Annotated in this window: 20 protein-coding genes; 2 read left to right on the top strand and 18 right to left on the bottom strand. The window is 70.2% G+C overall.

What is annotated here, in order from left to right; all coding sequences use genetic code 11:
- Positions 1 to 14: 14 nt before the first annotated feature.
- The 7 genes from F4X11_26930 to F4X11_26900 all read right to left on the bottom strand — a co-directional run bounded on the left by F4X11_26930 (position 15) and on the right by F4X11_26900 (position 9663).
- Positions 15 to 830, bottom strand: coding sequence for a biotin--[acetyl-CoA-carboxylase] ligase (locus F4X11_26930; protein ID MYN68607.1), 816 nt, complete (start codon positions 828 to 830; stop codon positions 15 to 17).
- Positions 827 to 1684 carry a carboxylating nicotinate-nucleotide diphosphorylase gene (gene nadC, locus F4X11_26925; GenBank protein ID MYN68606.1) on the bottom strand — a complete coding sequence of 286 codons (858 nt, stop codon included), beginning with the start codon at positions 1682 to 1684 and terminating at the stop codon, positions 827 to 829. Before nadC ends, F4X11_26930 begins: the two co-directional genes overlap by 4 nt.
- Positions 1681 to 4350, bottom strand: a complete 2670-nt coding sequence (locus F4X11_26920) for a valine--tRNA ligase (protein MYN68605.1) — start codon at positions 4348 to 4350, stop codon at positions 1681 to 1683. The genes nadC and F4X11_26920 overlap by 4 nt, the downstream gene beginning before the upstream one ends.
- Positions 4351 to 4420: 70 nt before the next feature.
- Positions 4421 to 5389, bottom strand: a complete 969-nt coding sequence (locus F4X11_26915) for a response regulator (GenBank protein MYN68604.1) — start codon at positions 5387 to 5389, stop codon at positions 4421 to 4423.
- 34 nt (positions 5390 to 5423) lie between these two features.
- A complete protein-coding gene (locus F4X11_26910) occupies positions 5424 to 5843 on the bottom strand; it encodes a cobalamin B12-binding domain-containing protein (protein ID MYN68603.1) in 420 nt (139 codons plus the stop codon).
- Positions 5843 to 7465 carry a methylmalonyl-CoA mutase gene (locus tag F4X11_26905; protein MYN68602.1) on the bottom strand — a complete coding sequence of 541 codons (1623 nt, stop codon included), beginning with the start codon at positions 7463 to 7465 and terminating at the stop codon, positions 5843 to 5845. The genes F4X11_26910 and F4X11_26905 overlap by 1 nt, the downstream gene beginning before the upstream one ends.
- A gap of 8 nt (positions 7466 to 7473) precedes the next feature.
- The gene (locus tag F4X11_26900) at positions 7474 to 9663 is read right to left on the bottom strand and encodes a VWA domain-containing protein (protein MYN68601.1); all 2190 of its coding nucleotides are present in this window, start codon (positions 9661 to 9663) and stop codon (positions 7474 to 7476) included.
- Between F4X11_26900 and F4X11_26895 the strand changes: the two genes are divergently transcribed.
- Both F4X11_26895 and F4X11_26890 read left to right on the top strand, forming a co-directional pair.
- Positions 9662 to 10849, top strand: a complete 1188-nt coding sequence (locus F4X11_26895; protein ID MYN68600.1) for an acyl-CoA dehydrogenase — start codon at positions 9662 to 9664, stop codon at positions 10847 to 10849. The genes F4X11_26900 and F4X11_26895 overlap by 2 nt on opposite strands.
- Positions 10850 to 10993: 144 nt before the next feature.
- Positions 10994 to 12541 carry an ATP-binding protein gene (locus F4X11_26890; GenBank protein MYN68599.1) on the top strand — a complete coding sequence of 516 codons (1548 nt, stop codon included), beginning with the start codon at positions 10994 to 10996 and terminating at the stop codon, positions 12539 to 12541.
- Between the two features lie 102 nt (positions 12542 to 12643).
- Here the strand turns inward: F4X11_26890 and F4X11_26885 are convergent, their stop codons facing one another.
- From F4X11_26885 to trpS, 11 genes are all read right to left on the bottom strand, one after another.
- On the bottom strand, positions 12644 to 13126 hold the full coding sequence (locus tag F4X11_26885) for a hypothetical protein (protein MYN68598.1): 483 nt from the start codon (positions 13124 to 13126) through the stop codon (positions 12644 to 12646).
- Between the two features lie 291 nt (positions 13127 to 13417).
- On the bottom strand, positions 13418 to 13936 hold the full coding sequence (locus F4X11_26880) for a DUF4236 domain-containing protein (GenBank protein MYN68597.1): 519 nt from the start codon (positions 13934 to 13936) through the stop codon (positions 13418 to 13420).
- A gap of 209 nt (positions 13937 to 14145) precedes the next feature.
- The gene (locus F4X11_26875) at positions 14146 to 15300 is read right to left on the bottom strand and encodes an acyl-CoA dehydrogenase (GenBank protein MYN68596.1); all 1155 of its coding nucleotides are present in this window, start codon (positions 15298 to 15300) and stop codon (positions 14146 to 14148) included.
- On the bottom strand, positions 15285 to 15815 hold the full coding sequence (locus F4X11_26870; protein ID MYN68595.1) for an HIT domain-containing protein: 531 nt from the start codon (positions 15813 to 15815) through the stop codon (positions 15285 to 15287). The genes F4X11_26875 and F4X11_26870 overlap by 16 nt, the downstream gene beginning before the upstream one ends.
- Positions 15816 to 15844: 29 nt before the next feature.
- Positions 15845 to 16297: an integration host factor subunit beta gene (locus F4X11_26865; protein MYN68594.1), complete on the bottom strand. Its 453-nt coding sequence runs from the start codon at positions 16295 to 16297 to the stop codon at positions 15845 to 15847.
- Between the two features lie 72 nt (positions 16298 to 16369).
- The gene (locus F4X11_26860; protein ID MYN68593.1) at positions 16370 to 18040 is read right to left on the bottom strand and encodes a 30S ribosomal protein S1; all 1671 of its coding nucleotides are present in this window, start codon (positions 18038 to 18040) and stop codon (positions 16370 to 16372) included.
- 246 nt (positions 18041 to 18286) lie between these two features.
- The gene (locus F4X11_26855) at positions 18287 to 18967 is read right to left on the bottom strand and encodes a (d)CMP kinase (protein MYN68592.1); all 681 of its coding nucleotides are present in this window, start codon (positions 18965 to 18967) and stop codon (positions 18287 to 18289) included.
- Entirely contained in the window at positions 18964 to 19761 is a 798-nt protein-coding gene (locus F4X11_26850) for an rRNA pseudouridine synthase (GenBank protein ID MYN68591.1), read from the bottom strand. The genes F4X11_26855 and F4X11_26850 overlap by 4 nt, the downstream gene beginning before the upstream one ends.
- A gap of 33 nt (positions 19762 to 19794) precedes the next feature.
- Positions 19795 to 20442: an SMC-Scp complex subunit ScpB gene (gene scpB, locus F4X11_26845; GenBank protein MYN68590.1), complete on the bottom strand. Its 648-nt coding sequence runs from the start codon at positions 20440 to 20442 to the stop codon at positions 19795 to 19797.
- Positions 20439 to 21320 carry a segregation/condensation protein A gene (locus tag F4X11_26840; protein MYN68589.1) on the bottom strand — a complete coding sequence of 294 codons (882 nt, stop codon included), beginning with the start codon at positions 21318 to 21320 and terminating at the stop codon, positions 20439 to 20441. Before F4X11_26840 ends, scpB begins: the two co-directional genes overlap by 4 nt.
- 19 nt (positions 21321 to 21339) lie before the next feature.
- Positions 21340 to 22356 (bottom strand): tryptophan--tRNA ligase, encoded by a 1017-nt coding sequence (gene trpS / locus F4X11_26835; protein MYN68588.1) that lies wholly within the window; start codon positions 22354 to 22356, stop codon positions 21340 to 21342.
- Positions 22357 to 22380: the final 24 nt, after the last annotated feature.

Genomic DNA, 22380 nt, shown 5'->3' with positions numbered 1-22380 from the left:
CATCCGGCCCCTCGTCACTCCCATCGCACCTCTCCGCCCACTATGCGCTCGGTGCGCCCGCCGCACGACACCAGCAGCGCCCCGCCGTCGTCGACGCCGGCGGTCACCCCGCGCCGGCAGGTTCCACCCGCGTCCCACGACACCGGCGCACCCCGGCTGCTCGGCGCCAGCGCCCGCCAGCGCGCGACGACGAACGCGTCTCCCTCCGCCGCCAGCCGCCGGCGCCAACGGGCCAATCGCACCAGCAGGTCGGCGCACAACGCGAAACCGGCCACGCGCCGCCCCGCCAGCGACTCGAGCGCCGCCGCACGGCCGGCCAGCGCCGCGGGAAAGGCGCGGGTCCGCACGTTGACGCCGATCCCGATCACCGTGGCATCGTCCCGTTCGCTTTCGGCCGGCACCACCTCGGTCAGGATACCGGCGACCTTCGGTCCCAAGGACGCCGACCGTCCGCCCGCCGGCGGCGCCACGACATCGTTCGGCCACTTCAGATCGACGGCTACGCCGGCTGTCCCCTGTACCGCCTCGGCCACCGCTACGCCCGCCAGCAGCGTGATCACCGGCGACTGGCGTCCCCGCAGGACGACCGACAGGTACAGCCCGGCCGCCGAGGGGGAGTCCCAGGCCCGGCCGCGCCGGCCGCGGCCGGCGGTCTGGCGGTCGGCCAGCACCACGGTCCCGTCCGCGGCGCCGGCCGCGGCCAGGGCCGCCGCGGTGTCGTTGGTCGACGCCAGCTCCGGAAAATACCGTACGGCAGCCGCACCGAGCTCCGGTCGGGCGGCCAGCGCCGCGGCGAGGTCCGGCGGCAACGCGGCAGGCTTCCCGTTCATGACCCCGGCGCCATCTCGAAGCTGATGTCGACCGCGGGCGCCGAATGCGTCAACGCCCCGACCGACACGTAGGTGGGGGCCAGGGCAGCCAGCGCGGGCAGCCGCCCGAGAGTCACCCCGCCGGAGACCTCCGTGCGGGCGCGCCCCCGGCAGCGCGCGATCGCCTCGCCGGTCCGCGCGTCCGACAGGTTGTCGATGAGCACGACGTCGGCCCCCGCGTCGAGCGCCTCGTCGACCTCCGCCAGACTCTGCGTCTCGACCTCGACCGGCATCCCGCGTGCGACGGCCCGCGCACGACGCACCGCCTCGCTGACGGACCCGGCGAGCCGCACGTGGTTGTCCTTGATCAGGAGGCCGTCGCCGAGCCCGTACCGGTGATTGGTCGCGCCGCCGGCTCGCACGGCGTACTTCTCGAGTGCGCGCAGCGTCGGGGTCGTCTTGCGGGTATCGAGAATCGTGGTCCGGCCGTCCGCCGCCGCAACGTAGCGCCGCGCGACGGTGGCAATCCCGGACAGGCGCTGCAGGAAGTTCAGGGCGGTCCGCTCGGCGCTCAGCAACGCCGCGGCGAGTCCCTCGACGGTGGCGATCACCTCGCCGGCGGCGCACGACTCGCCGTCCCGCCGACGCCAGCGCATGACGGCCTTCGCATCCCGCTGGCGAAACACCTCGGCCGCCACCTCGCTTCCCGCCAGCAGGCACGCCTGCTTGGCGCGGATCTCGCCGCGGCCGCGCTGGCCGGGCGTCGTCGTCGCGTCGGAGGTCACGTCGCCGCCGGCGAGATCCTCATCGAGGGCGCGGCGCACGACGTCGCGGTAGTCGGCCGGGTCCAGCGGCGCGAAGGCCGCGCCGGTCATGACCCGAGCTCCGCGAGGATCCGCTCCAGCTTCTCCTGCCGCCGGCCCACCTCCGCCTCCTGGTCGCGGGTGTCGCGCACGACGTCCGGGTCCGCGCGCTCGAGGAACGCCGGGTTCGCCAACCGCGCCTGCAGGCCGCCGCGCTGCTTCGTCAGCCTCGTCAGCTCGCGGGCCACGCGATCGGCCTCCTTCGTCCGGTCCACGACTCCCGCCAGCGGCACGTGCACCTCGAAGCCGCGCACTACCCGGCGCACCGTGTCCGGCTCGGGCCGCGGCGCCTCTGCCGCCACGTCGAGTCGAGCCAGACCGGCAAGTCGGGTCACGTGGCCCGCATGCCGGCGCAAGGTCGCCGCCGTCGCCGCGTCCGCGCCGTGGACCAGCACGTCGATCTTCTGCGCCGGCGGCACTCCCCACTCGGAACGCACCGTCCGCACCGCCGTCACCACGTCCTGCAGCAACCCCATCGTCGCGACGGCGTCGACGTCCTTCCAGGCCTCGACCGGCGCCGGGAACGCCGACAGCGTGATGGTGCGGCCGTTCTCCGGCGGGGCCGCCCCGTCTCCGGCCCGCGGCGGCAGCACCTGCCACACCTCCTCGGTCACGAAGGGGATGAACGGATGCAGCAGGCGCAGGAGCCGGTCGTGGACCTCCAGGAGAACCGCCACGGCGCGCTCGCGCTCCGCCCCGCCCGCCTGCAGCTCGGGCTTGACCAGCTCGATGTACCAGTCGGCGTACTCGTGCCAGAAGACGTGGTAGAGACGGTCCGCGGCCACGTCGAACCGGAACCGGGTGAGCGCGTCGTCGATCTCCCCCGCCAGGTCGCTGACCCGATGCAGCATCCAGCGGTGAATCACGTCCAGCGCCTCCGGGGGCGGCGGCGCCGGCCTCTCGGAGAGCGTATCCGGCACGTGCATCAGGACGAAGCGCGAGGCGTTCCAGACCTTGTTGATGAACTGCCGATAGGCCCGCAGGCGCCCCTCGGACAGGGAGATGTCCATGCCGGGTGATGCCAGCGCGGCCAGCGTGAAGCGGAACGCGTCGGCGCCGATCTCCCCCATCACCTCGAGCGGATCGACGACGTTGCCCTTCGACTTGCTCATCTTCCGGCCGTGCTCGTCGCGGACCAGCGACGTCACGTACACGGAGCGGAACGGCACGTCCTGCTTGAACCAGAGGCCGAGCATCATCATGCGCGCGACCCAGAAGAAGATGATGTCGTGGGCGGTGATGAGCAGGCTCGTGGGATAGTAGCGCGCCAGGTCCGCGGTCTCGTCCGGCCAGCCCAGCGTGCTGAACGGCCACAGCCCGGAGCTGAACCAGGTGTCCAGAACGTCCGTATCCTGCCGCAGCGCCCCCCCGCAGATGCAGGCGTCCGGCGCCTCCTCGGCGACGTGCAGCTTTCCGCACGCATCGCAGTACCAGGCGGGAATGCGGTGTCCCCACCAGAGCTGGCGCGAGATGCACCAATCGTGGATGTTCGTCATCCACTCGTTGTAGGTGCGGGTCCAGTTCTCGGGCGCGAAGCGCGTATGGTCGTCGGCCACCGCCTGCAGCGCCCGCTTCGCCAACGGGTCGATGCGCACGAACCACTGCGTCGACAACAGCGGCTCGACGACCGTCGAGCAGCGCTCGCACTGCCCCACGGCGTGCTCGTGATCCTCCACCCCGACGAGCAGGCCCTCGGCCTCCAACCGGGCGACGAGCGCCTTGCGGGCCGCGAAGCGGTCCTGCCCCGCGTACGGCCCGGCCTCCCGCGTCATCCGGCCGTCCTCGTCGATGACGGACACCCGCTCGAGCTGGTGGCGCTCTCCCATTTCGAAGTCGTTGGGATCGTGGGCCGGCGTGACTTTCACGGCGCCGGTGCCGAAGGCGGGGTCGACGAAGTCGTCGGCGATCACCGGAAGGGCGCGGCCGATGACCGGCAGGGTCAGCGTCCGGCCGACGACTGCCGCATAGCGCTCGTCGCCCGGGTGCACGGCGACGGCGGTATCGCCCAGCATCGTCTCCGGCCGTGTCGTCGCCACGGTGATCGCACCGCCGCCGTCGGTGTAGGGATACCGGATGTGGTAGAGCTTGCCGCGGGCCGGCGCATGCACCACCTCCAGGTCGGACAGCGCGGTCCGACAACGCGGGCACCAGCTCACCAGGTACTTCGCCCGGTAGATCAGATCGTCGTCGTAGAGCGTCACGAAGACGCGCCGCACGGCGCGCGAGAGGTTCTCGTCGAGCGTGAACCGTTCGCGCGACCAGTCGACCGACGACCCGAGCTTGCGCATCTGGCTCGTGATGGTCCCGCGGCTCTTCGCGACCCACTCCCACACCCGCGCCTCGAACGCCTCGCGGCCGAGGTCGTGGCGCGACTTCCCTTCCGCCGCCAACTGCTTCTCGACGACGTTCTGCGTTGCAATGCCCGCGTGATCGGTGCCGGGCAGCCAGAGCACATCGTGCCCGGTCATGCGTTTCCAGCGGGCGACGACGTCGGGCAGCGTCTGGTTCAGGGCGTGGCCGATGTGCAGCCAGCCGGTCACGTTGGGGGGCGGCAGCACCATGCTGAACGGCGGCCGGCCCGAGTCGGGATCGGCCCGAAACGCCCCGATTTTCTCCCAGTAGGCATACCACCTGGGGTCGACCGCAGCGTGCTCGAATACCTTCGTCAACTCTCGCATCGGACCGGGATCGTATCAGGAGCAGTGGCTGTTCCGGGCGGGCGGGATCGGCGTGCGGAACGGGTGCGGCTCACTCGGCGTCGGGGGCGGCGGATGGTATCTCGGCTTGCGCGAGCTGCTCCCCGAGGCGCGAGACGACCTCGGCGACCGTGTCCCGCAGAACGGTCTCGCGGAGCCGCCGGACGACGCGATCGACGAGCTCGTCCATCGTCTCGTCGGTAACCTGCGGCCCCGGCGCCTCTCCCTCCGCACCGGGAGCACGGGTGAGCGCGGGCGGTTCGGCGCCCTGCTCCACGGCGAGAAAGGTCACGAAAGACTGCGCCAGGACCGAACCGCCGGCGCCGACCGGCGGAACGCCCACCCCCCCGCCGGCAACCGTCTCCGCCGCGGCGGCAGGTGCTTCGGAGGCCACCTCCGCCATCCCCTCGCCGGAGCCCGCTTCGGATCCGTCGGGGACGGCCTCCTCGACCGCACCGGCGCTGTCCGACGCCGGCTCTTCCGGCACCGATGCGCCGACCGGCTCCGCCGCATCCGCCGCGGGCGCCTCCCCCACGGCCGCTTCGACCGCAACGGCGGTTCCGGCCGCCACCACGGCTTCGGGCGGGTCCGCCACGAGCTCCCCGGCCGGGGCAACGGCGGCCGGCGGGACGGCGGCCGGCGCTTCCTTCGGGGGAAGATCCAGCAGTTCCCGCACCTTGCCGACGACCTGGCGCGGCTCGAACGGCTTGACCAGCACCTCGTGGCGGCCGATGGCGTCGCACCGCGACTCGTCGAGAGGCTCGAACGCCCCCGTCAGCAGCACGACGGGAATCCGGTCGCGCGCCGGATCGCTCCGCACGAACGACGCCACCTCGTAGCCGTCCCGGCCCGGCATGCTGACGTCGGCGAGCACGATGTCGGGCTCGCCGCGCTCGATGGCCTCGATGGCCTTCGTTCCGTCACCGACCGTCACGACGTCGATGTCCTCGCTCGCGAACGTCAGCTCCACCACGCGTTGGATCGTGGTGCTGTCGTCGGCCAGCAACAGCGTATGGGGCATGCTCGTGGCAGCGTACCGGCGGGACCGGCGACCGTCAAGAAGCGTCCGGCGGCGCGTGGGCGTCGGCCCGCACGTGCGTGGTGATGAAGTCGACGATGGTCTGCATCGACGTCCCCGGCTGAAACACCCCTTCGATCCCGATCTCGCGCAGGCGCGGAATGTCGGCGTCCGGAATGATGCCGCCGACGACGACCAGCACGTCTTGCGCGCCCTTCTCGGCGAGCAGCGCCATCACCCGCGGGCAGACGTGGTTGTGGGCGCCGGACAGGATCGACACCCCGATGGCGTCGGCGTCCTCCTGCAGCGCGGCCTCGACGATCTGTTCCGGGGTCTGCCGCAGGCCCGTGTAGATGACCTCCATGCCCGCGTCCCGCAGGGATCGCGCGATCACCTTGGCCCCCCGGTCGTGACCGTCGAGTCCCGGCTTGGCAATGACGACGCGAAGTCTGCGCATCAGACCGACGGCGCCTCCTCGTACTCGCCCCACACGTCGCGCAGCGCCGCGCACATCTCGCCGAGGGTCGCGGTCGCCCGCACCGCGTCGAGCAGCGGCGGCATGAGATTGCCCTCGCCGGCCGCGGTGCGCCGCAATGCATCGAGCGTCCGCTCGACCCGCCGGGCGTCGCGCGTCTCCTTCGTCCGGGCCAGGCGCTCCGACTGCTGTTCGGCGGCGCTCTCGTCGATGTAGAGGGTCTCCAGCGCCGGCGGCGTCTCGTCGACGTGCTGGTTGACGCCGACGACGGACTGCTCGCCCGTTTCGATGGCCTGCTGCGTCCGGTACGCGCTGTTGGCGATCTCCCGCTGGGGATAGCCCGCCTCGATGGCCGGCACCATGCCGCCCAGCGCGTCGATCTTGTCCATGTACTCGCGCGCGCCGGCCTCGAGCTCGCGGGTCAGCGATTCGACGAAGAAAGACCCGCCGAGCGGATCCACCGCCGCCGGCACCCCGCTTTCGTGGGCGATGACCTGCTGCGTCCGCAGAGCCAGCAGCGCCGCCTCGCGGGTGGGGAGCCCCAGCGCCTCGTCGAGCGCGTTGGTGTGCAGCGAGTTCGCCCCCCCCAGCACCGCCGCCAGCGCCTGCACCGCCGTGCGCACGACGTTGTTGTACGGCTGCTGCGCGGTCAGCGACACGCCGGCCGTCTGGGCGTGGAAGCGGAGCTTCCAGGCACGCTCCTCCCGGGCGCCGAAGCGTTCGCGCATGACCTGCGCCCACAGCTTGCGCGCGGCCCGGTACTTGGCGATCTCCTCGAAGAACCGGTTGTGGGCGTTGAAGAAGAAGGAGATCCGCGGCACGAACCGGTCGACGTCGAGACCGGCGTCGACGCCGTACTGCACGTACTCGATGCCGTCGCGGAGGGTGAACGCCAGCTCCTGGAGCGCGGTCGCGCCCGCCTCCCGGATGTGATAGCCGCTGACCGAGATGGTGTTCCAACGCGGGGTCCGCTCCGCGCAGAAGGCGAACACGTCGGTGACGAGCCGCATCGACGGCCGCGGCGGATAGATGTACTCCTTCTGGGCGATGTACTCCTTCAGGATGTCGTTCTGGAGCGTGCCGGAAAGCTGCGACCAGTCGGCGCCCTGCCGTTCGGCGACGACCAGGTACATGGCGAAGATCATCGCCGCCGGGGCGTTGATGGTCATCGACGTCGTGACGCGCTCGAGGTCGATCCCGTCGAACAGCCGCTCCATGTCGGGCAGGGACGCCACGTTGACGCCGCACTTGCCCACCTCGCCCTGCGACAGCGGATCGTCCGGGTCGCGGCCCATGAGCGTGGGCAGATCGAAGGCGACGCTCAGTCCCGTTCCGCCCGCCGCCAGCAACTCCCGATAGCGGCGATTCGTCTCCTCCGGCGTGCCGAAGCCGGAGAACTGGCGCATGGTCCAGAGCTTGCCCCTGTAGCCGGATTCATGGATGCCGCGGGTGTAGGGAAAACCCCCGGGATCGTTGAGATCGAGGGCGTAGTCGAGGCCGGCGAGATCCGCCGGCCCGTACAGCGGACGCACATCCGCCGGCGGGCCGCCCGACGCCCCCTCGGCGCGGGTCCCGGCAGGCGCCGGTCTGCTCGCGACAGCCATGGAACGGGTCACGCGCCGAGGCGAAACGCGATCATCTCGCTCGCTTCGCCGTCACCGAGGGACGCCCGGATCTCGAGGATGTACTCGCCGGGCGGCAGGAACGCCGGCGCCAGTTCCACTTGGCGGGAAGCGCCGCCGTCCTCGGCCGTGCGAACGTCGAGCGGAAACACCGCGTCGCCGCCCCGGTTCAGCAGGTTCGCCTCCAGATCCGGCGCCGCGTCGCCCGGCGCGTAGACGTCGAATCGCAGGAGCAGGCGGTCGGTGCGGCGGAAGTTCCGCGATACGGTGGGAGGCGCGTTCCAGTCGGCGACGAGCCTGTTGAACTCCAGCGCATTCCGCGCGCGCACGAAGTAGGGCGTGCTCAGAACGATGTCCGGTCCGGTGAAGTCCGGAATGACGATCTCGTCGCGATCCCGATCGAGCACCTCTCCCGCCTCGCCCTCGATGGCCAGGTTCATCTGCATCGTGCCGGGATCCGCCTCGAACTCCACGCGCGTGATCGGGGGGGCGACGGCCGCCGCCGCGCGACGGCTGCGCCTGCGGGTCGTGCCGCGGCCCGAGGAACGGGTCTGCTCCGGCACGCGACCCCGAAAATAGGCGCCGCCGGTGTCTCCCATGGCGGTCACGAGAACGCGCGACGCGTTGTCCCGCCGCCCTCGCGACTCGGTCGGCTCCCAGGCGAAGGTGACCCGGGTCCTGCCGTTCTCCGCCCGCGACGTGCCGACCCAGGTGCGGACGAGCCGGCCGCGGCGCGGCTCGGCAAGCGCGGCCAGCGCGACGTCGACCGCCTTGGGCGGCTCGTGGGCGCGGGTCGTGAGCGACCGCTCGACGTCGCGCATGGTGACCGCCCAGTACCCATCGCGAGCGCGCACGCGCAGGCCCGGACGCTTCAGACGCACCTCGATCTCGTGAAACTCCCCGTCGGTCGGCGCGGCGATCGAGTTGTAGCCGAGCAGGTAATAGCCGCTCGCGTCGTCCAGCATCTGCTGCAGGCCGGGACGCAGATCGTTCTGGTTCACGATGGCGCGCCCGCCGGTCTCCTCGGCCAGCACCCGCAACGTGTCCTGCGTGAAGCGCAGGACGCGCGAATCGGTGCGGTAGCTGATCTGCGGCTGATCCATGTCGAACTCGAAGGCGGCGAGGCCGCGCGGGTCCACCGAGTAGACCGACGCGTTGAAGCGGCTGGCGGTCTCGATCACGCGCCGCAGATCCTGCAGCATCGCGCTCCCCTCGAAGAACGACATCGTCTCCTCGAAGGGGTTGTCGCCGGCGAACGGGTCGAGCACCTGCGGATTCACGTTGGGATCCGCCCGCAGGTCGGCGACCTGGCTGCGCAACTGCGGCGGCACGTAGTAGGTGTAGCCCTCGCTGACGAGCAGCACGGACTTGCGACCCTCGCGAAGTCCGCCCAGCATCGTCATCAGCCCCCGCAGGGCCGACAGCGACACTTCGTTCCGGATCCGCTCGACGACCTCGGTCGGATACATGTTGTAGCGCGCCTCGTACAGGTTGCGCACTTCGTACTCGTACTTGACCCCCTCGAACCGCCGGATGGCGTTGATCACCGCGTCGTGATCGCGGGTCAGGCGCACGTCCGACACCGGCATCAGGGGATACATCACGCCGACCAGATCGGTCGGAATCAGGTCGTTCTGGATGAAGTCGACGAGCATCCGCCGGGCCCGGATGCTGTTGCCGTCCCGTACGTGGTAGTCGTCGAGGAAGATCACGAAGACGCGAATGTCCGGCCGCGACGCGGCCAGTTGCTGATCGGACCGCGTCACCCCCACGCTGGTCAGCGGCTCGCCCGAGAGCTGGGGCGTCGGATCGACCTGAACCACCTGAAACGAGTCCACCGTCTGCAGGACGTCGTCCTCGTACACCTCGAAGTCGTCCTGCGTGAGATCGAACACCGGGTTGCCGTCCTCGTCGGTCACGAAGGCATCGACGCGGACGTAGTTGATGCCGCTCCGAAAGACGGGGACGCTGCCCTGGAGGTCGGCGGTCTCTCCGGGCGGGGTGGCGTCCGTTCCCTGGGAGCGGGGCTCGGACTGCGGCTCGGCGGCGGGCTGGCGCTGCCCGGCGTTCGCGGACACCATCAGCAGCAGCCCGACGCACAGACAGGCGGCGATCCAGCGTGTATTCATAGGTGACCTCGCAGGCTGGCGCGTTGCTCCAATGATACCATCGCGCCGCATGAGCACCGTCGCGACGCCCGTACCCGCAGCAACCGCCGCCGCCCCGCTCACGCGCCTCGCGGAGGACGAACGCCTGCTGCGCGCGAGCGTGCGGGCATTCGCCGAGGCCGAGATCGCTCCCCTCGCGCGCCGCATGGACGCCGAGGGCAGCATGCCCCGCGAGCTCATCGACCGGCTCTTCGGGCTCGGCGTCATGGGCATCGAGATCCCGGAGCGCTGGGGCGGCGCGGGCGGGCACTTCTTCCTCTCGGTCCTCGCGGTGGAGGAGCTCGCACGCGTCGACCCCGCCGTCGCGGTGGTCTGCGACGTGCAGAACACCCTCGTCATCAACGCGATCCTGCGGTGGGGCTCGGAAGAACAGCACAACCGGCTGCTGCCCGCCCTGGCCGCGCGCGCGGTGGGCGCCTACGCCCTGTCGGAGGCGGCTTCCGGCAGCGACGCGTTCTCCCTGACGACGCGCGCGGTCCGCGACGGCGACCACTGGGTGCTGACCGGCCGCAAGCTCTGGATCACGAACGCGGCCGAGGCCGACTGGTTCATCGTGTTCGCCACCGTCGACCCGGCGGCGGGCTACCGGGGCATCACGGCGTTTCTCGTCGGACGCGGCTTCGAAGGCTTCGCCGTCGGCAGGAAGGAGGACAAGCTCGGCATCCGCGCCAGCAGCACCTGCGAGCTGTCGCTCGACGCCTGCCGCGTTCCCGCCGCCAACGTCCTCGGCGAGGTCGGCCGCGGCTACAAGGTGGCCATCGAGACGCTCAACGAAGGACGCATCGGGATCGCGGCGCAGATGGTGGGCCTCGCGCAGGGCGCGCTCGACCACACGCTGCGCTACGTGCAGGAACGCAGGCAGTTCGGGAGCGCCATCGCCGACTTCCAGGCCGTGCAGTTCCAGCTCGCGCAGGCCGCCACCGAGATCGAGGCCGCGCGCCTCCAGACGTACAACGCCGCCCGCCTGCGCGACGCCGGCGAGCCCTTCCTGACCGAGGGAGCCATGGCCAAGCTCTTCAGCTCGCAGGTGGCCGAGCGGGTCAGCTCCCTGGCCGTGCAGCTCTTCGGGGGTGTCGGCTACACGAAGGACTACCCGGTGGAGAAGCTGTACCGGGACGCCAAGATCGGCCAGATCTACGAGGGGACGTCGAACCTTCAGCTTCAGACCATCGCCAAGCAATTGCTGCGCCGCCGCTGACGCGCAGGCAGCCACAGCGCGGTGCACGACGCGCCGCGGCCGCACAACCTGCGCGGAAACCGAACCACTCCCCCCGTCGCCGACCCGGGCGCGGGTGAGCGCCACCGGGCGAAGAGAGCCAGCGTGCAGCGATAATATGTCTGCGTGCCCAGACGCAAGTTGCCCATCGGCATCCAGACGCTCCGCAGGATTCGCGAGGACGACTGCTACTACGTCGACAAGACCGCCTACATCGCACGACTGGTCGACGAGGGCACGCACTACTTCCTCTCCCGCCCGCGGCGCTTCGGCAAGAGCCTGTTCCTGGACACGCTGAAGGAGCTCTTCGAGGGCAGCGAACCGTTGTTCCGGGGACTGGACGTCCACGGCGGCTGGGACTGGTCGAAACGTCATCCGGTGGTGCGGCTCGACTTCAGCGGCGGCAACTTCCGCAAGCCGGGTTCTCTGGAGGAACACGCAACCGCACAGATCGAGGACATCGGAAGGCGGGCCGGCATCGGTCGGGGCGGCGCCGGGAGCGCGCCGGTACGGTTCCGGCGGCTGATACAGGCACTGTGCGAGCATGCGGGCCGCCGCGTGGCGGTCCTGGTGGACGAATACGACAAACCCATACTGGACACGCTGGACGCACCGGACGTCGCGAGGGCCAACCGTGACGACCTGCGCGGCCTCTACGGGACCATCAAGGCCTGCGACGCCCAGGTGCAGTTCACGTTCCTTACCGGTGTGAGCAAGTTCTCGAAGCTGAGTCTGTTCTCCGATCTCAACAACCTCACCGACATCACCCTCGATCCGGACTACTCGGCGCTCTGCGGCTATACGGAGGCGGACCTGGACGCCGTGTTCGCGGCGGAACTGCCGGGACTGGACCGCGACAAGATCCGCGACTGGTACAACGGCTACAACTGGCTGGGAGACGAGCGCGTATACAACCCCTACGACATCCTCCATCTGTTCCGCACCCGCCGGTTCGAGGCGCACTGGTACCGGAGCGGGACGCCGGCCTTCCTGGTAGAGACGCTGACCCGCCGGGGCGTGGAATCGACGGCGCTGGAGAATCTACGCATCGGAGACGCCAGGCTCGACGCCTTCGACGTGGGCGCCGTCGGCACCGAGGCGCTGCTGTTCCAGAGCGGCTACCTGACGATTCGAGACGCCGAGCGCCAGGGCGGACGCACCCTGTACCGGCTCGGATTTCCGAACCGCGAAGTGCGGCAGAGCCTGAACGACAGCCTGTTGGACCATCTGCTGCCCGCGCCGAGGCGGGAAGAGAACGGCGTCCGGCTGCTGGAACTGCTGCGGGCGGACGACATGGACGGCCTGGAGGCGTTGTTGAAGTCGCTGTTCGCCGGCATTCCCTACGAATGGCATACCCGGAACGACATCGCCCGCTTCGAGGGCTACTACGCGAGCGTGTTCTACTCGTACTTCGCTGCACTCGGCCTGGACATCGTGGTCGAAGACAGCGGCAGCCACGGCCGGCTGGACATGGCCGTGCGGTTCGCCGGCCGGGTGTATCTGTTCGAGTTCAAGGTGCTGGAGCAGGCGCCCAAGGGCGCGGCGCTGGCGCAGTTGAAGGCGCGGGGCTACGCGGACAAGTATCGCGGCGCCGGACGACAGATACGCCTGACCGGGGTGGAGTTCAGCCGCGAAGCGCGCAACATCGCGGCGTTCGAGACGGAACGATGCTGACTCGAGGCGCCACCCGGTGATCCCGCCCTGCGCGAGGGACGATGTTCGGCACTGGTTCCGAGGATTCAATCGCCAATCCGACCCGGCCGGCGAGGGCCCCGGTCATGCGCGCGCTCGGACCGTGCAGTGCACCCGGCTCGCGTCGACGCGGAACTCCGGCGCCGGATGGCCGGCGGCACGCAGGAGCCGGCGCGCCGCCGGGATGCCGAACCCGTACCTTTGCACCATGCCGAGCACGCGCATCGCCTCGGCGAGAATCGGGTTCCGATAGTCAACAACCCCCGGCTGCCCGAAGTTGCCGGCGTTGACCACGCCGTACGGACCGCCGGGACTGCCGATCTCGATGCGATCGTCGAACCAGTACACGTGCGTAGGCGCGTTCGTGTCTTCGTAGGTCCGGTGCATGACCGCGTTCCGCACGAGTTGCTGCACGGCGTCCAAGGGGCAGGTCGAATCACGGATCTTCACGGGCGCATCGCCGCGCAACGCTTCCTTCCGCTCCACGAGGTCGGACTCCAGGTCCGTCATCATGGCCGCGAGTTCGTCGTCCGAATACGGCGCGGAGCCGGTCGATGCGCTGTTCATGCCACGGTTCTCTCGGAGGTCACCAACTGGCAGTCAAGTACGGGTACGTGCCTTGTAGTTCTTGAAGGCAACCTGAAAGGTGTTTCGCAAACGGTCGACAGGAACATCGCTTCCCGGAGTAATGTTGTGTTCCCACTGCTGCTTCTTGTGCGCAAGCAGCCGTTCGACCGATTCCGATTCGTGATTGAAGACGAAGAACACATTGTCCGCCGACAGGTCTCAATCCAACGTATTGCATGAATGCGATGTGTCTGTTCTGGATCAGTCCGAGGCGCAAACTGTGCAGAGGAGTCATGCAAACGCTTGCGCCGCCGGCCACCCGAACCCCGAGATGCGCCTCCAAGGTCGGACACCTCGGGAAGCGGATCTCAGCGTAACCGTAGAACCTGCATCGATTCCTCCTCGAGGAGCAGGACGAGTTGCCGCCAGCAGAAACGCGCCGACCAGGCACAGCATGGCCGGGCCGGACGCGGACCCGGACCGCGTGGGCTTCCCGATTCCGTCGGTCTGCTCCGGTAGCTCCGGGGCGCTGTACGTGGCGCCGGTCTCCTCGATCAGCTCGATCTGTTCCCGAGAAGCGGCTTCCTGCCGGGCACCGTCCCCTGCTGCACCCGACCTGCCACGCCGGGACCCGGAACCGAGCGACTTACGGTAGTAGAGTCCGCCGCGTCCCCCGTGCACATAGGCCCCGCCGGTAGACGACATGCCGAGACGGGCGCCGGTGACGCCCCCGGAAACACCGATGCCGCTCTTCGAGAGATTGAACCGAATCGGTCCGGCCCGAAACGATTTTCTGAGATAGAACCCCACTGAGCAATCCCTCCGGACCAATCCAGGCGGGTCTCGTCGTGGCGGTAGAGCAGTTCGTCGGCGACCGTGCCCGAAGCTGTCTTGTACGTCAGCTCCAGCGCCTCCGAGCCGAACCACTGCACGCTGACGACGGTGACAGGACCGTCCGGGTAAACGCCCCGGACCGCGCTCCTGGGCTGCAGGTCTTCGAGTCGCATGTCGCGGCCCCCTCAGCGGGAACCCGTCCCGCCGGACACCTGCGCGGCGATGATCATCCGCTGCGCCTCGGAGGTGCCGGCCACGATCTCCAGCGCCCGCGCGTCCCGGAGCAGCCGCTCCACCACCGTGCCGCACCGGTAGCCGGCCGAGGCGAGGATGCGCATCGCGCGATCCGCGGCGCGCAGGGCCGCCTCCGAGGCGGCCAGCTTGGCCATCGAGGCTTCCAGGGGGATCCGCTCCCGCACGTCCTTGGCCGCCGCCGCGCGCAGGACGAGCATGCGCGCCGCCTCCAGCTCGGTGGCGGTGTCGGCAATCGGCCACTGGACCGCCTGGTATCGGCCGATGGGACGGCCGAAGGTCTCGCGGGTCCGGGCGTGACGCAACGCCTCGTCGAACGCCGCCCGCCCGACGCCCAGCGCCTCGGCCCCGATGGCGATGCGGCCCCCGTCCAACGCCCACTTCGCGACGTCGAATCCCCGGCCGGGGCCGGCCAACAACGCGTCCGCGCCGACCTCGACGTCGTCGAACCGCAGATCGACGCATCCGAGACCGCGCACACCGAGCGGATCCGCCGTCGGCTCGCGCGTCAGCCCCGGCCGGTCCGTCGGGACGAGGAAAGCGCTCACGCCGCGGCCGGCGGCGGCCGGCCCGGTCGCCGCGAAGACGACCGCAACCTCCGCCGCGGCGCCGTTGGCCACCCAGACCTTGCGCCCCCGCAGCACGTAACCGTCACCCGCCGCCGCCGCGGTCGTTTCCTGCCGGGCGGCATCGGTCCCGGCCTGGGCCTCGGAAAGGGCGAACGCGCCGACGGCCCGTCCCGACGCGAGCCGCGCGAGCCAGCGGTCCTTCTGTTCCGCGGCGCCGAAGCGCTGCAGGACCTCGGCCACGAGCGAGTTGTTGACCACCAGGACGGCGCCCAGCGTCGCGCTGGCGGCGGCCACCGCCTCGATCGCCAGCGCGTAGCTGACGTAGTCGCGGCCGGCGCCCCCCCATGCCTCGGAAACCGTCACGCCCAGCAGCCCCCGCGCCGCCGCCGCGGACACGAGATCCGCCGGGAAACGGTCGGACGCGTCGATTTCCGCGGCGCGCGGCGCCACCGCGGTGTCGGCGAAATCCCGCGCCGCCTGCTGAAAGCGCGCCTGCTCCGCCGTCAGCTCGAGCTGCATGGCGCATCCCCGCCCGACGGCGCCGCCGCCAGGCGCTCGAAGACCGGCCGCAGGCGGGCCACGCTTGCGGCAGGCTCCTCGGGAACCACGCGCGTATCGCCGACGACCGTCATGAAGTTGGTGTCGCCGTCCCAACGCGGCACGAGGTGCACGTGGAGATGGCCCACCACGCCCGCGCCGGCCGGGCGGCCGAGGTTCATGCCGACGTTGATGCCATGCGCGCCGTAGGACTCCGTCAAGGCCATTTCGGCGACCCGCGTGAGCGTGATCAGCTCGGTCAGCTCCGCCGTGGTCATATCCGCGAGACGGGCGACGTGCCGCATCGGGACGACCATCAGGTGGCCGTTGTTGTACGGGTACTTGTTCAGGATCGCGAAGGTGCGCTCTCCGCGAAACACGATGTACGGCGACGGGTTCGCCGGGTCGAGGGCGGCGCAGAAGACGCATGCGGCCGACTCACCGCCGGCGGCGCCGGTCACGTACTCCAGTCTCCACGGGGCCCAGAGGCGTTGCACCGAAAAGCACCCTCACGGCAGGCGGCGGATCAACGGGGCGATGCCTGACGGCGAAGGCCCACCGGCGGGCGTACGCCCCGCAACGGGCGCGGGGGCTCCGATTCGTGCGCGATGCGATCCGCTTTCGGGAATGCGTCGGCGCCACCGGCCACCGGCGGCGCCGGCGACTGGACGTCCGCCGCGCCCGGCGGCGAGAGCCCGTCCGGGTCGCGGTTGATCAGCTCCTTGAGCTCCTTGCCGGGCTTGAAGTAGGGGACCTTCTTGGGCGGCACGTCGACCCGGTCGCCGGTCTTCGGATTGCGTCCCCGGCGCGGCTCGCGCTGCCGGAGCCTGAAGCTCCCGAAGCCGCGCAGCTCGATCTTCTCGCCGCGGTGCAATGCATCGACGATGCTGCGGAACACCGTCTCGACGATGACCTCGGCGTGCTTCTTGGTGAGATCGGTGACCTGGGCCACTTCCTCGACCAACACCGCCTTGGTCATGCTGCCCCGGTCCACGCCCTCCCTCGATTCAGCGCGCCAGCCCCGCGCCCCTGCCGGACGACGTCCGCGCCACTAGTCGGACGACGTCTGCTGCTTGAAGTGATCCCCCAGCGTCACCTCGGGCGACTCGCTGCTGGCATAGCTGCGCCAGTCGGCCTCGAAGTTCTCGCTGGTCAGCGCCCGCACGCTCAGTCCGATCTTCCGCTCGGACGGGCTGAGCTTGATCACCCGCATCTGAATCGTCTCGTCGACCGTGAGCTCGGTCTTGTCGCCGCGCCCCTGGTCCTCGAACTCGGAGACGTGGATCAGGCCCTCGATCCCCTCGGCCAGCTCGACGAACGCGCCGAAGCTGGTGATCCGCACCACCTTGCCCTCGACGACGTCGCCCACCTTCGTCGTGGAGAAGAAGTCGTCCCAGATATCGGTCGCAAGCTGCTTGAGGCCGAGCGAGAGCCGCTGGTTCTCGGGATCGATGTTGAGAACCATCGCCTCGACCTCTTCACCCTTCTTGATGACGTCGGAGGGGTGCTTCAGCCGCTTGCTCCAGGACATGTCCGAGATGTGGATGAGGCCGTCGATGCCCTCCTCCACCTCGACGAACGCGCCGAACTCGGTCAGGTTGCGGACGGTGCCGGTGATCTTCGAGCCTACCGGGTACTTGTCGCCGAGCTGCTGCCACGGGTTGCTCTCGATCTGCTTCAGCCCGAGCGCGATGCGACGCGCGTTCGGGTCGACGCCGAGCACCATCGACTCGACCATGTCGCCGACGTTGAGCAGCTTGGACGGGTGCTTGACCCGCTTGCTCCAGGACATCTCCGAAACGTGGATCAAGCCCTCCACCCCCGGCTCGAGCTCGACGAAGGCGCCGTAGTCGGTGAGGCTGACCACCTTGCCCTGCAGCCGCTGCCCGACGGGGTAGCGGTCCGCGGCGGACGTCCACGGATCGGCGTGGAGCTGCTTGTAGCCCAGCGACACGCGCTCGGTCGCCGGATCGAACTTCAGGACGATGATCTCCACCTCGTCGTTCACGTTGAAGAGCTCGGAGGGGTGCTGCGCCCGGCCCCACGACATGTCGGTGACGTGCAGCAGCCCGTCGATGCCGCCGAGGTCGATGAAGGCGCCGTAGTCGGTGATGTTCTTCACCACGCCCTGCATGACCTTGCCCTCGGCGAGGTTCGCGAGCGTGTCCTTCTTCTTCTCCGCGTTCTCCTCTTCGATGAGCACCTTGCGGGACAGCACGATGTTGCCCCGCTTCTTGTTCACCTTGATCACGCGCATGCGCAGCTCCTGGCCGCGCAGCGAATCGAGGTTGCGGACGGGACGGACGTCGATCTGCGAGCCGGGCAGGAACGCGCGCACGCCGATATCGACCGCGAGGCCGCCCTTGATGCGCTCGATCACGCGGCCGATGACGACCTTGCGATCCGCATAGGCCTTCTCGACCTCGTCCCAGATCTTCATCTTCTCGGCCTTCTCGCGCGAGAGCACGATATGGCCGTCGCGATCCTCGGTCCGCTCGAGCAGCACGTCGACGGTGTCGCCCGGATGGACCATCGGATCGCCGTTCTCGTCGTAGAACTCCGACAGGGGAATCAGGCCCTCCGACTTGTAGCCGACGTCGACGATCACCTCGGAGTCGGACACCCTGAGCACGGTGCCCTTGATGACCTCGCCCTCGGCGATGTTCTTCAGGCTGCCCTCGTAGAGAGCCACCAGGCGGGCGTGCTCTTCCGGATCGACCATCTCCTCGTCCGGATCCACGAATCGCGCCGGCTCGGGAGGTTTCGGCGCGGCCGAGGGGCTCTCCACGGCGCCGGCGGCCTCCACCTGGGCCGCGTCGTCTGGTACGTCCATCATCCTGTTCTGTCCTTCCTCCCGATCCGGCTCCCGCTATCGATGCAGCCACCGGCGCGGCGGCCGTCAGCCCCGCTTCACGCATCCCCCGATGCGCTGTAAGCGCATGACTGTACGTCAGTTACCGAAAGCGCGTCAACTCCCGCGGGCGCCCTGCCAGCGCTCGCGGACGACCTTCATCACCCGCTGTACCACCGCGTCCACCGGCAGCCCCGTGGTATCGATCCGCACCGCGTCGGGCGCCTGCTCCAGCGGCGAGGCGCGCCGGGTCCGGTCGAGCCGGTCGCGCGCGTCGAGGGCGCGGGCCACCTCCGCCACGCCGGTGCCCGGCGACAACCGGTGCGCCGGATCCCGCGCGCGGCGGGCCGCCCTCTCCTCCGGGGAGGCGTCTAGGTAGATCTTCACCGGCGCCTCCGGGAAAACGGTGGTCCCGATGTCGCGCCCTTCCATCACGACGCTGCCGGCGACGGCGAGGCTCCGCTGGCGGGCGACGAGCGCCGCCCGCACCCGCGGCAGCCTCGCCACGGCGGCCGCCGCGACGTCCATCTCCGGGGTGCGGATCGTCCGGCTGACGTCGTGCCCGTCGATGGCGACGCGTGTCCCGTCCAGGTCGAAGTCCGCACCGGCGGCGACCGCGGCGACGGCCGGCTCGTCGTCGAGCGCCCCGCCCTGTTGGAGGGTCCGCCAGGCGACGGCCCGGTACATCGCCCCGGTGTCGATGTGGCGGCAGTCGAGCGCCTGCGCCACGGCCCGCGCCACCGTGCCCTTTCCGGCGCCGGACGGCCCGTCGATGGCGATGACGTCCGGGGCGCTCATGCCCGCCCCTGTTCCAATGCCGTCCCCGGCGATGCGGGCCGCGCCGCGCGGCGCAGCGCGCCGACCTCGGCCGGCGTCAGCTCACGCGCCGCGCCGGGCCGCAGCCCGCGCAGGCTGATGGGACCCAGGCGCGTCCGGCGCAGCCGCCGCACCGGATGTCCGATCGCGTCGAACATGCGGCGGACCTGCCGGTTGCGTCCTTCGCGGATCACGATGCGTACGCGCGCCTCGGCGGTCCGCCCCGGCGCGCCGCCGCGCAGCATCCGCACCTCGGCGGGCGCGGTCGGGCGGCCGTCGATCTCGACCCCGGCGGCGAGGCGGCGCAGCCTCGCGACGCTCGGAACGCCGCGCACGGTCGCTTCGTAGACGCGGGCGACCCCGTGGCGCGGATGTGTCAGAACGGCGGCCAGCGCCCCGTCGTTGGTCAACAGCAGCAGCCCCTCGGACTCGTAGTCGAGCCGGCCCACCGGATAGACGTACTCCCGCACGTCGGGGACCAGATCCAGTACCGTCTTCCGCCGGTGGGGATCGCTCCGCGTGGTGACGTAGCCGCGCGGCTTGTGCAGCACGACGTACCGGCGCCGCACCTCCCGCGCGATCCGCCGCCCGTCGACGCGCACGTCGTCCCGCGCCGGGTCCGCGCGCGTGCCCTGCTCCCGCACGGTCCGTCCGTTCACCGTCACGCGGCCGTCCGCGATGAGCTGCTCGGCCGCCCGCCGGGAGGCGACCCCGGCCGCCGACAGCAGCTTCTGCAGTCGCACGAGCCCCGCGAGAGGGACCGCCGGCTCGACCATCGGTTCAGCAGCAGACATGCCGGGTGCGGGGACTCAGTGGACCTTCCCGGCGCCGGCGCCCGGCCCCGCGACGCTCCCGGGCGGCGGCTCGAAGGGCAGCGCCGCGTCCCGCGGATCGTCGGCGGCGAGGGCCGGCGGCACCTCCATCCCCAACGCCTCGGCCATGTCCTCCACCTTCGGCAGATCGGTCAGGTCCTTCAACCCGAAGCGATCGAGAAACTCGCGGGTGGTGGCGTAGAGGAACGGCCGGCCGATCACCGCCTTGCGTCCGACCACCTTGACCAGGCGCCGGTCCACCAGCGTACCGATGACTCCCGAGGTGTTGACGCCCCGAATCTCGGCGATCTCCGGTCCGGTGACCGGCTGGCGGTAGGCGATGACGGCCAGCGTCTCGAGCGCCTGTACCGAGAGGCGCTGGCTGGAATGCTCGTGGAACAGCCGCCGCACGCGGTCGTGCAACTCCGGCCGGGTGACGATCTGATAGCCGCCGGCCACCTCGACCAGTTGCAGGCCGCCCGGCCTGTCGTCCCAGTCCCGGCGAAGCGCGGCCAGCGCCTCCTCGACGTGCTCGCGCGGCTCGTCGTCGAGCGTCTTCAGCAGGATCTTCAGCGTCAGCGGGTCCGGCGACGCGAATATCAATGCCTCGATGGTCGCTTTCAGATCGGCCAGCGCGTCGATCACCCCGGCTCCTCCCCGACGTCATCGTTCGAGTCCGTGCCGCCGGACACCGCCTCTGCCGCCGGCGCGGCCGCCGGCTCGCTCAGGTAGATCCGAATCGGCCCGCAGACACGGGCCTGGAGCACGCGAATCAACCGGGTCCGGATCAGTTCCAGCGTAGCGAGAAACGTCACGATGATCTCCTGCCGGGACGACACGTCGGCGAACAGGTCGTCGAATCCGCATGGGCCGCCCTGCGCCAGCCGGCCCAGCATGTCCTCCATGCGGGCCTCGATTGAGATCAAGTCCGCCGGCAGGGGCACGCTGTTCCGCCGGTCCCGCGACCGCGCCAGGACCGCCTGGAAGGCCTGGAGCAGGCTGAACAGATCGACCTCGAGCTCGCGCTCGAACGGGGCGCCGGCAATCTCGTCGACCCGTTCGTCGGGGCGCGTCCACTGCGCGCTGCGCACCGTCTCGCACTCGTGCAGCATCTCCGCCGCGGCCTTGAACCGCTGGTGTTCGAGCAGGCGCTGCACCAGCGCCTCGCGGGGATCCTCCTCCTCCGCGTCGGCCTCCGCCCCGGCCTCCACGCGCGGAACGAGCATCCGCGACTTGATGTGGATCAGCGTCGCCGCCATCACCAGGAACTCGCCGGCCACGTCCAGGTTGATCTCCCGCATCAGATCCAGGTACTCCAGGTACTGCTGCGAGATCAGCGCGATGGGAATGTCGTAGACGTCCACCTCGTTCTTCTTGATGAGGTGAATCAGCAGGTCGAGGGGCCCTTCGAAGTTGGTGAGCCGGACCGGGTAGTCCGGCAGAATCGACTCGAAGCCGGGCGGCGCGTCCGGATCGGCGCCGGCGACCGCCGCGTCCGTCAAGTGCGCGTCGCGTTCGGCCATGTGGGTCGACCCCGCTTCCTCACCCCTGCCCCGCGCCGTACCGCAGCCCCACCGCGTCGCGCACCCGCTCCATCGTGTCGCGGGCCGTCGTCCGGGCGCGTGCGGAGCCGTCCTGCAGGATCTCACGAATCCGGCCGGGCCGGGCCAGAATCTCGGCCCGCCGCTCCCGCAACGGATCCAGGCGCGCGTTGATCGCGTCGGCCAGGGCCACCTTCACCTCGACGTCGCCGACCGTGCCCGCCCGATAGCGCGCCTTGAAGTCGTCCACCTGGGCGGTGTCGGGGTTGAAGGCGTCGTGGTAGATGAACACCGGGTTGCCCTCGACCGTGCCGGGGATGTCGGCCCGGACGCGCTTCGGATCCGTGAACATGCGCATCACCTTCTTGCGCACCGTCTTCGCGTCGTCCGCCATGTCGATGGTGTTCGCATAGCTCTTCGACATCTTGCGGTTGTCGAGGCCCGGCAGGCGCGGGAAGTGCGTCAGCAGGGGCTGCGGCTCGACGAAGACCTCCCCGAAAAACTGGTGAAAGCGGCGCACCGCCTCGCGCGACAGCTCCAGGTGCGGCACCTGGTCATCGCCGACGGGAACGTACCGCGCGTCGTAGATGATGACGTCGGCGGTCTGCAGCAGCGGATAGCCCAGGAAGCCTATCGACGACAGGTCGCGCTCCGCCAACTGGTCGATCTGCTCCTTGTAGGTCGGCACCCGCTCGAGCCAGGGAATCGGCACCACCATCTGCAGCAGCAGGTACAGCTCCGCGTGCTCCGGCACCAGCGACTGCACGAACAGCGTGCTCTGCTCCGGATCGACGCCGGCCGCGATCCAGTCGGCGACGTTGTCGTACGCGTAACCGGTCAGTCCCGACGTGTCGGCGAACTCGCTGGTCAGGGCGTGCCAGTCCGCGACGAAGTACATGCAGTCGTAGTCGGCCTGCAGATCCGCCCACTTGCCGAGGGCGCCGGCCAGATGCCCCAGGTGCAGCCTGCCCGTCGGGCGCATCCCGGAAACGACGCGCGGCTTCGCTCTATCGGCCATCTGCGGAACGGATCGCGAAACGCG

Source organism: Acidobacteriota bacterium (assembly GCA_009861545.1).
Lineage (GTDB): Bacteria > Acidobacteriota > Vicinamibacteria > Vicinamibacterales > UBA8438 > WTFV01.
Note: the sequence above shows the minus strand (reverse complement) of the source record. Positions and strands in the feature narration are given on the sequence as shown.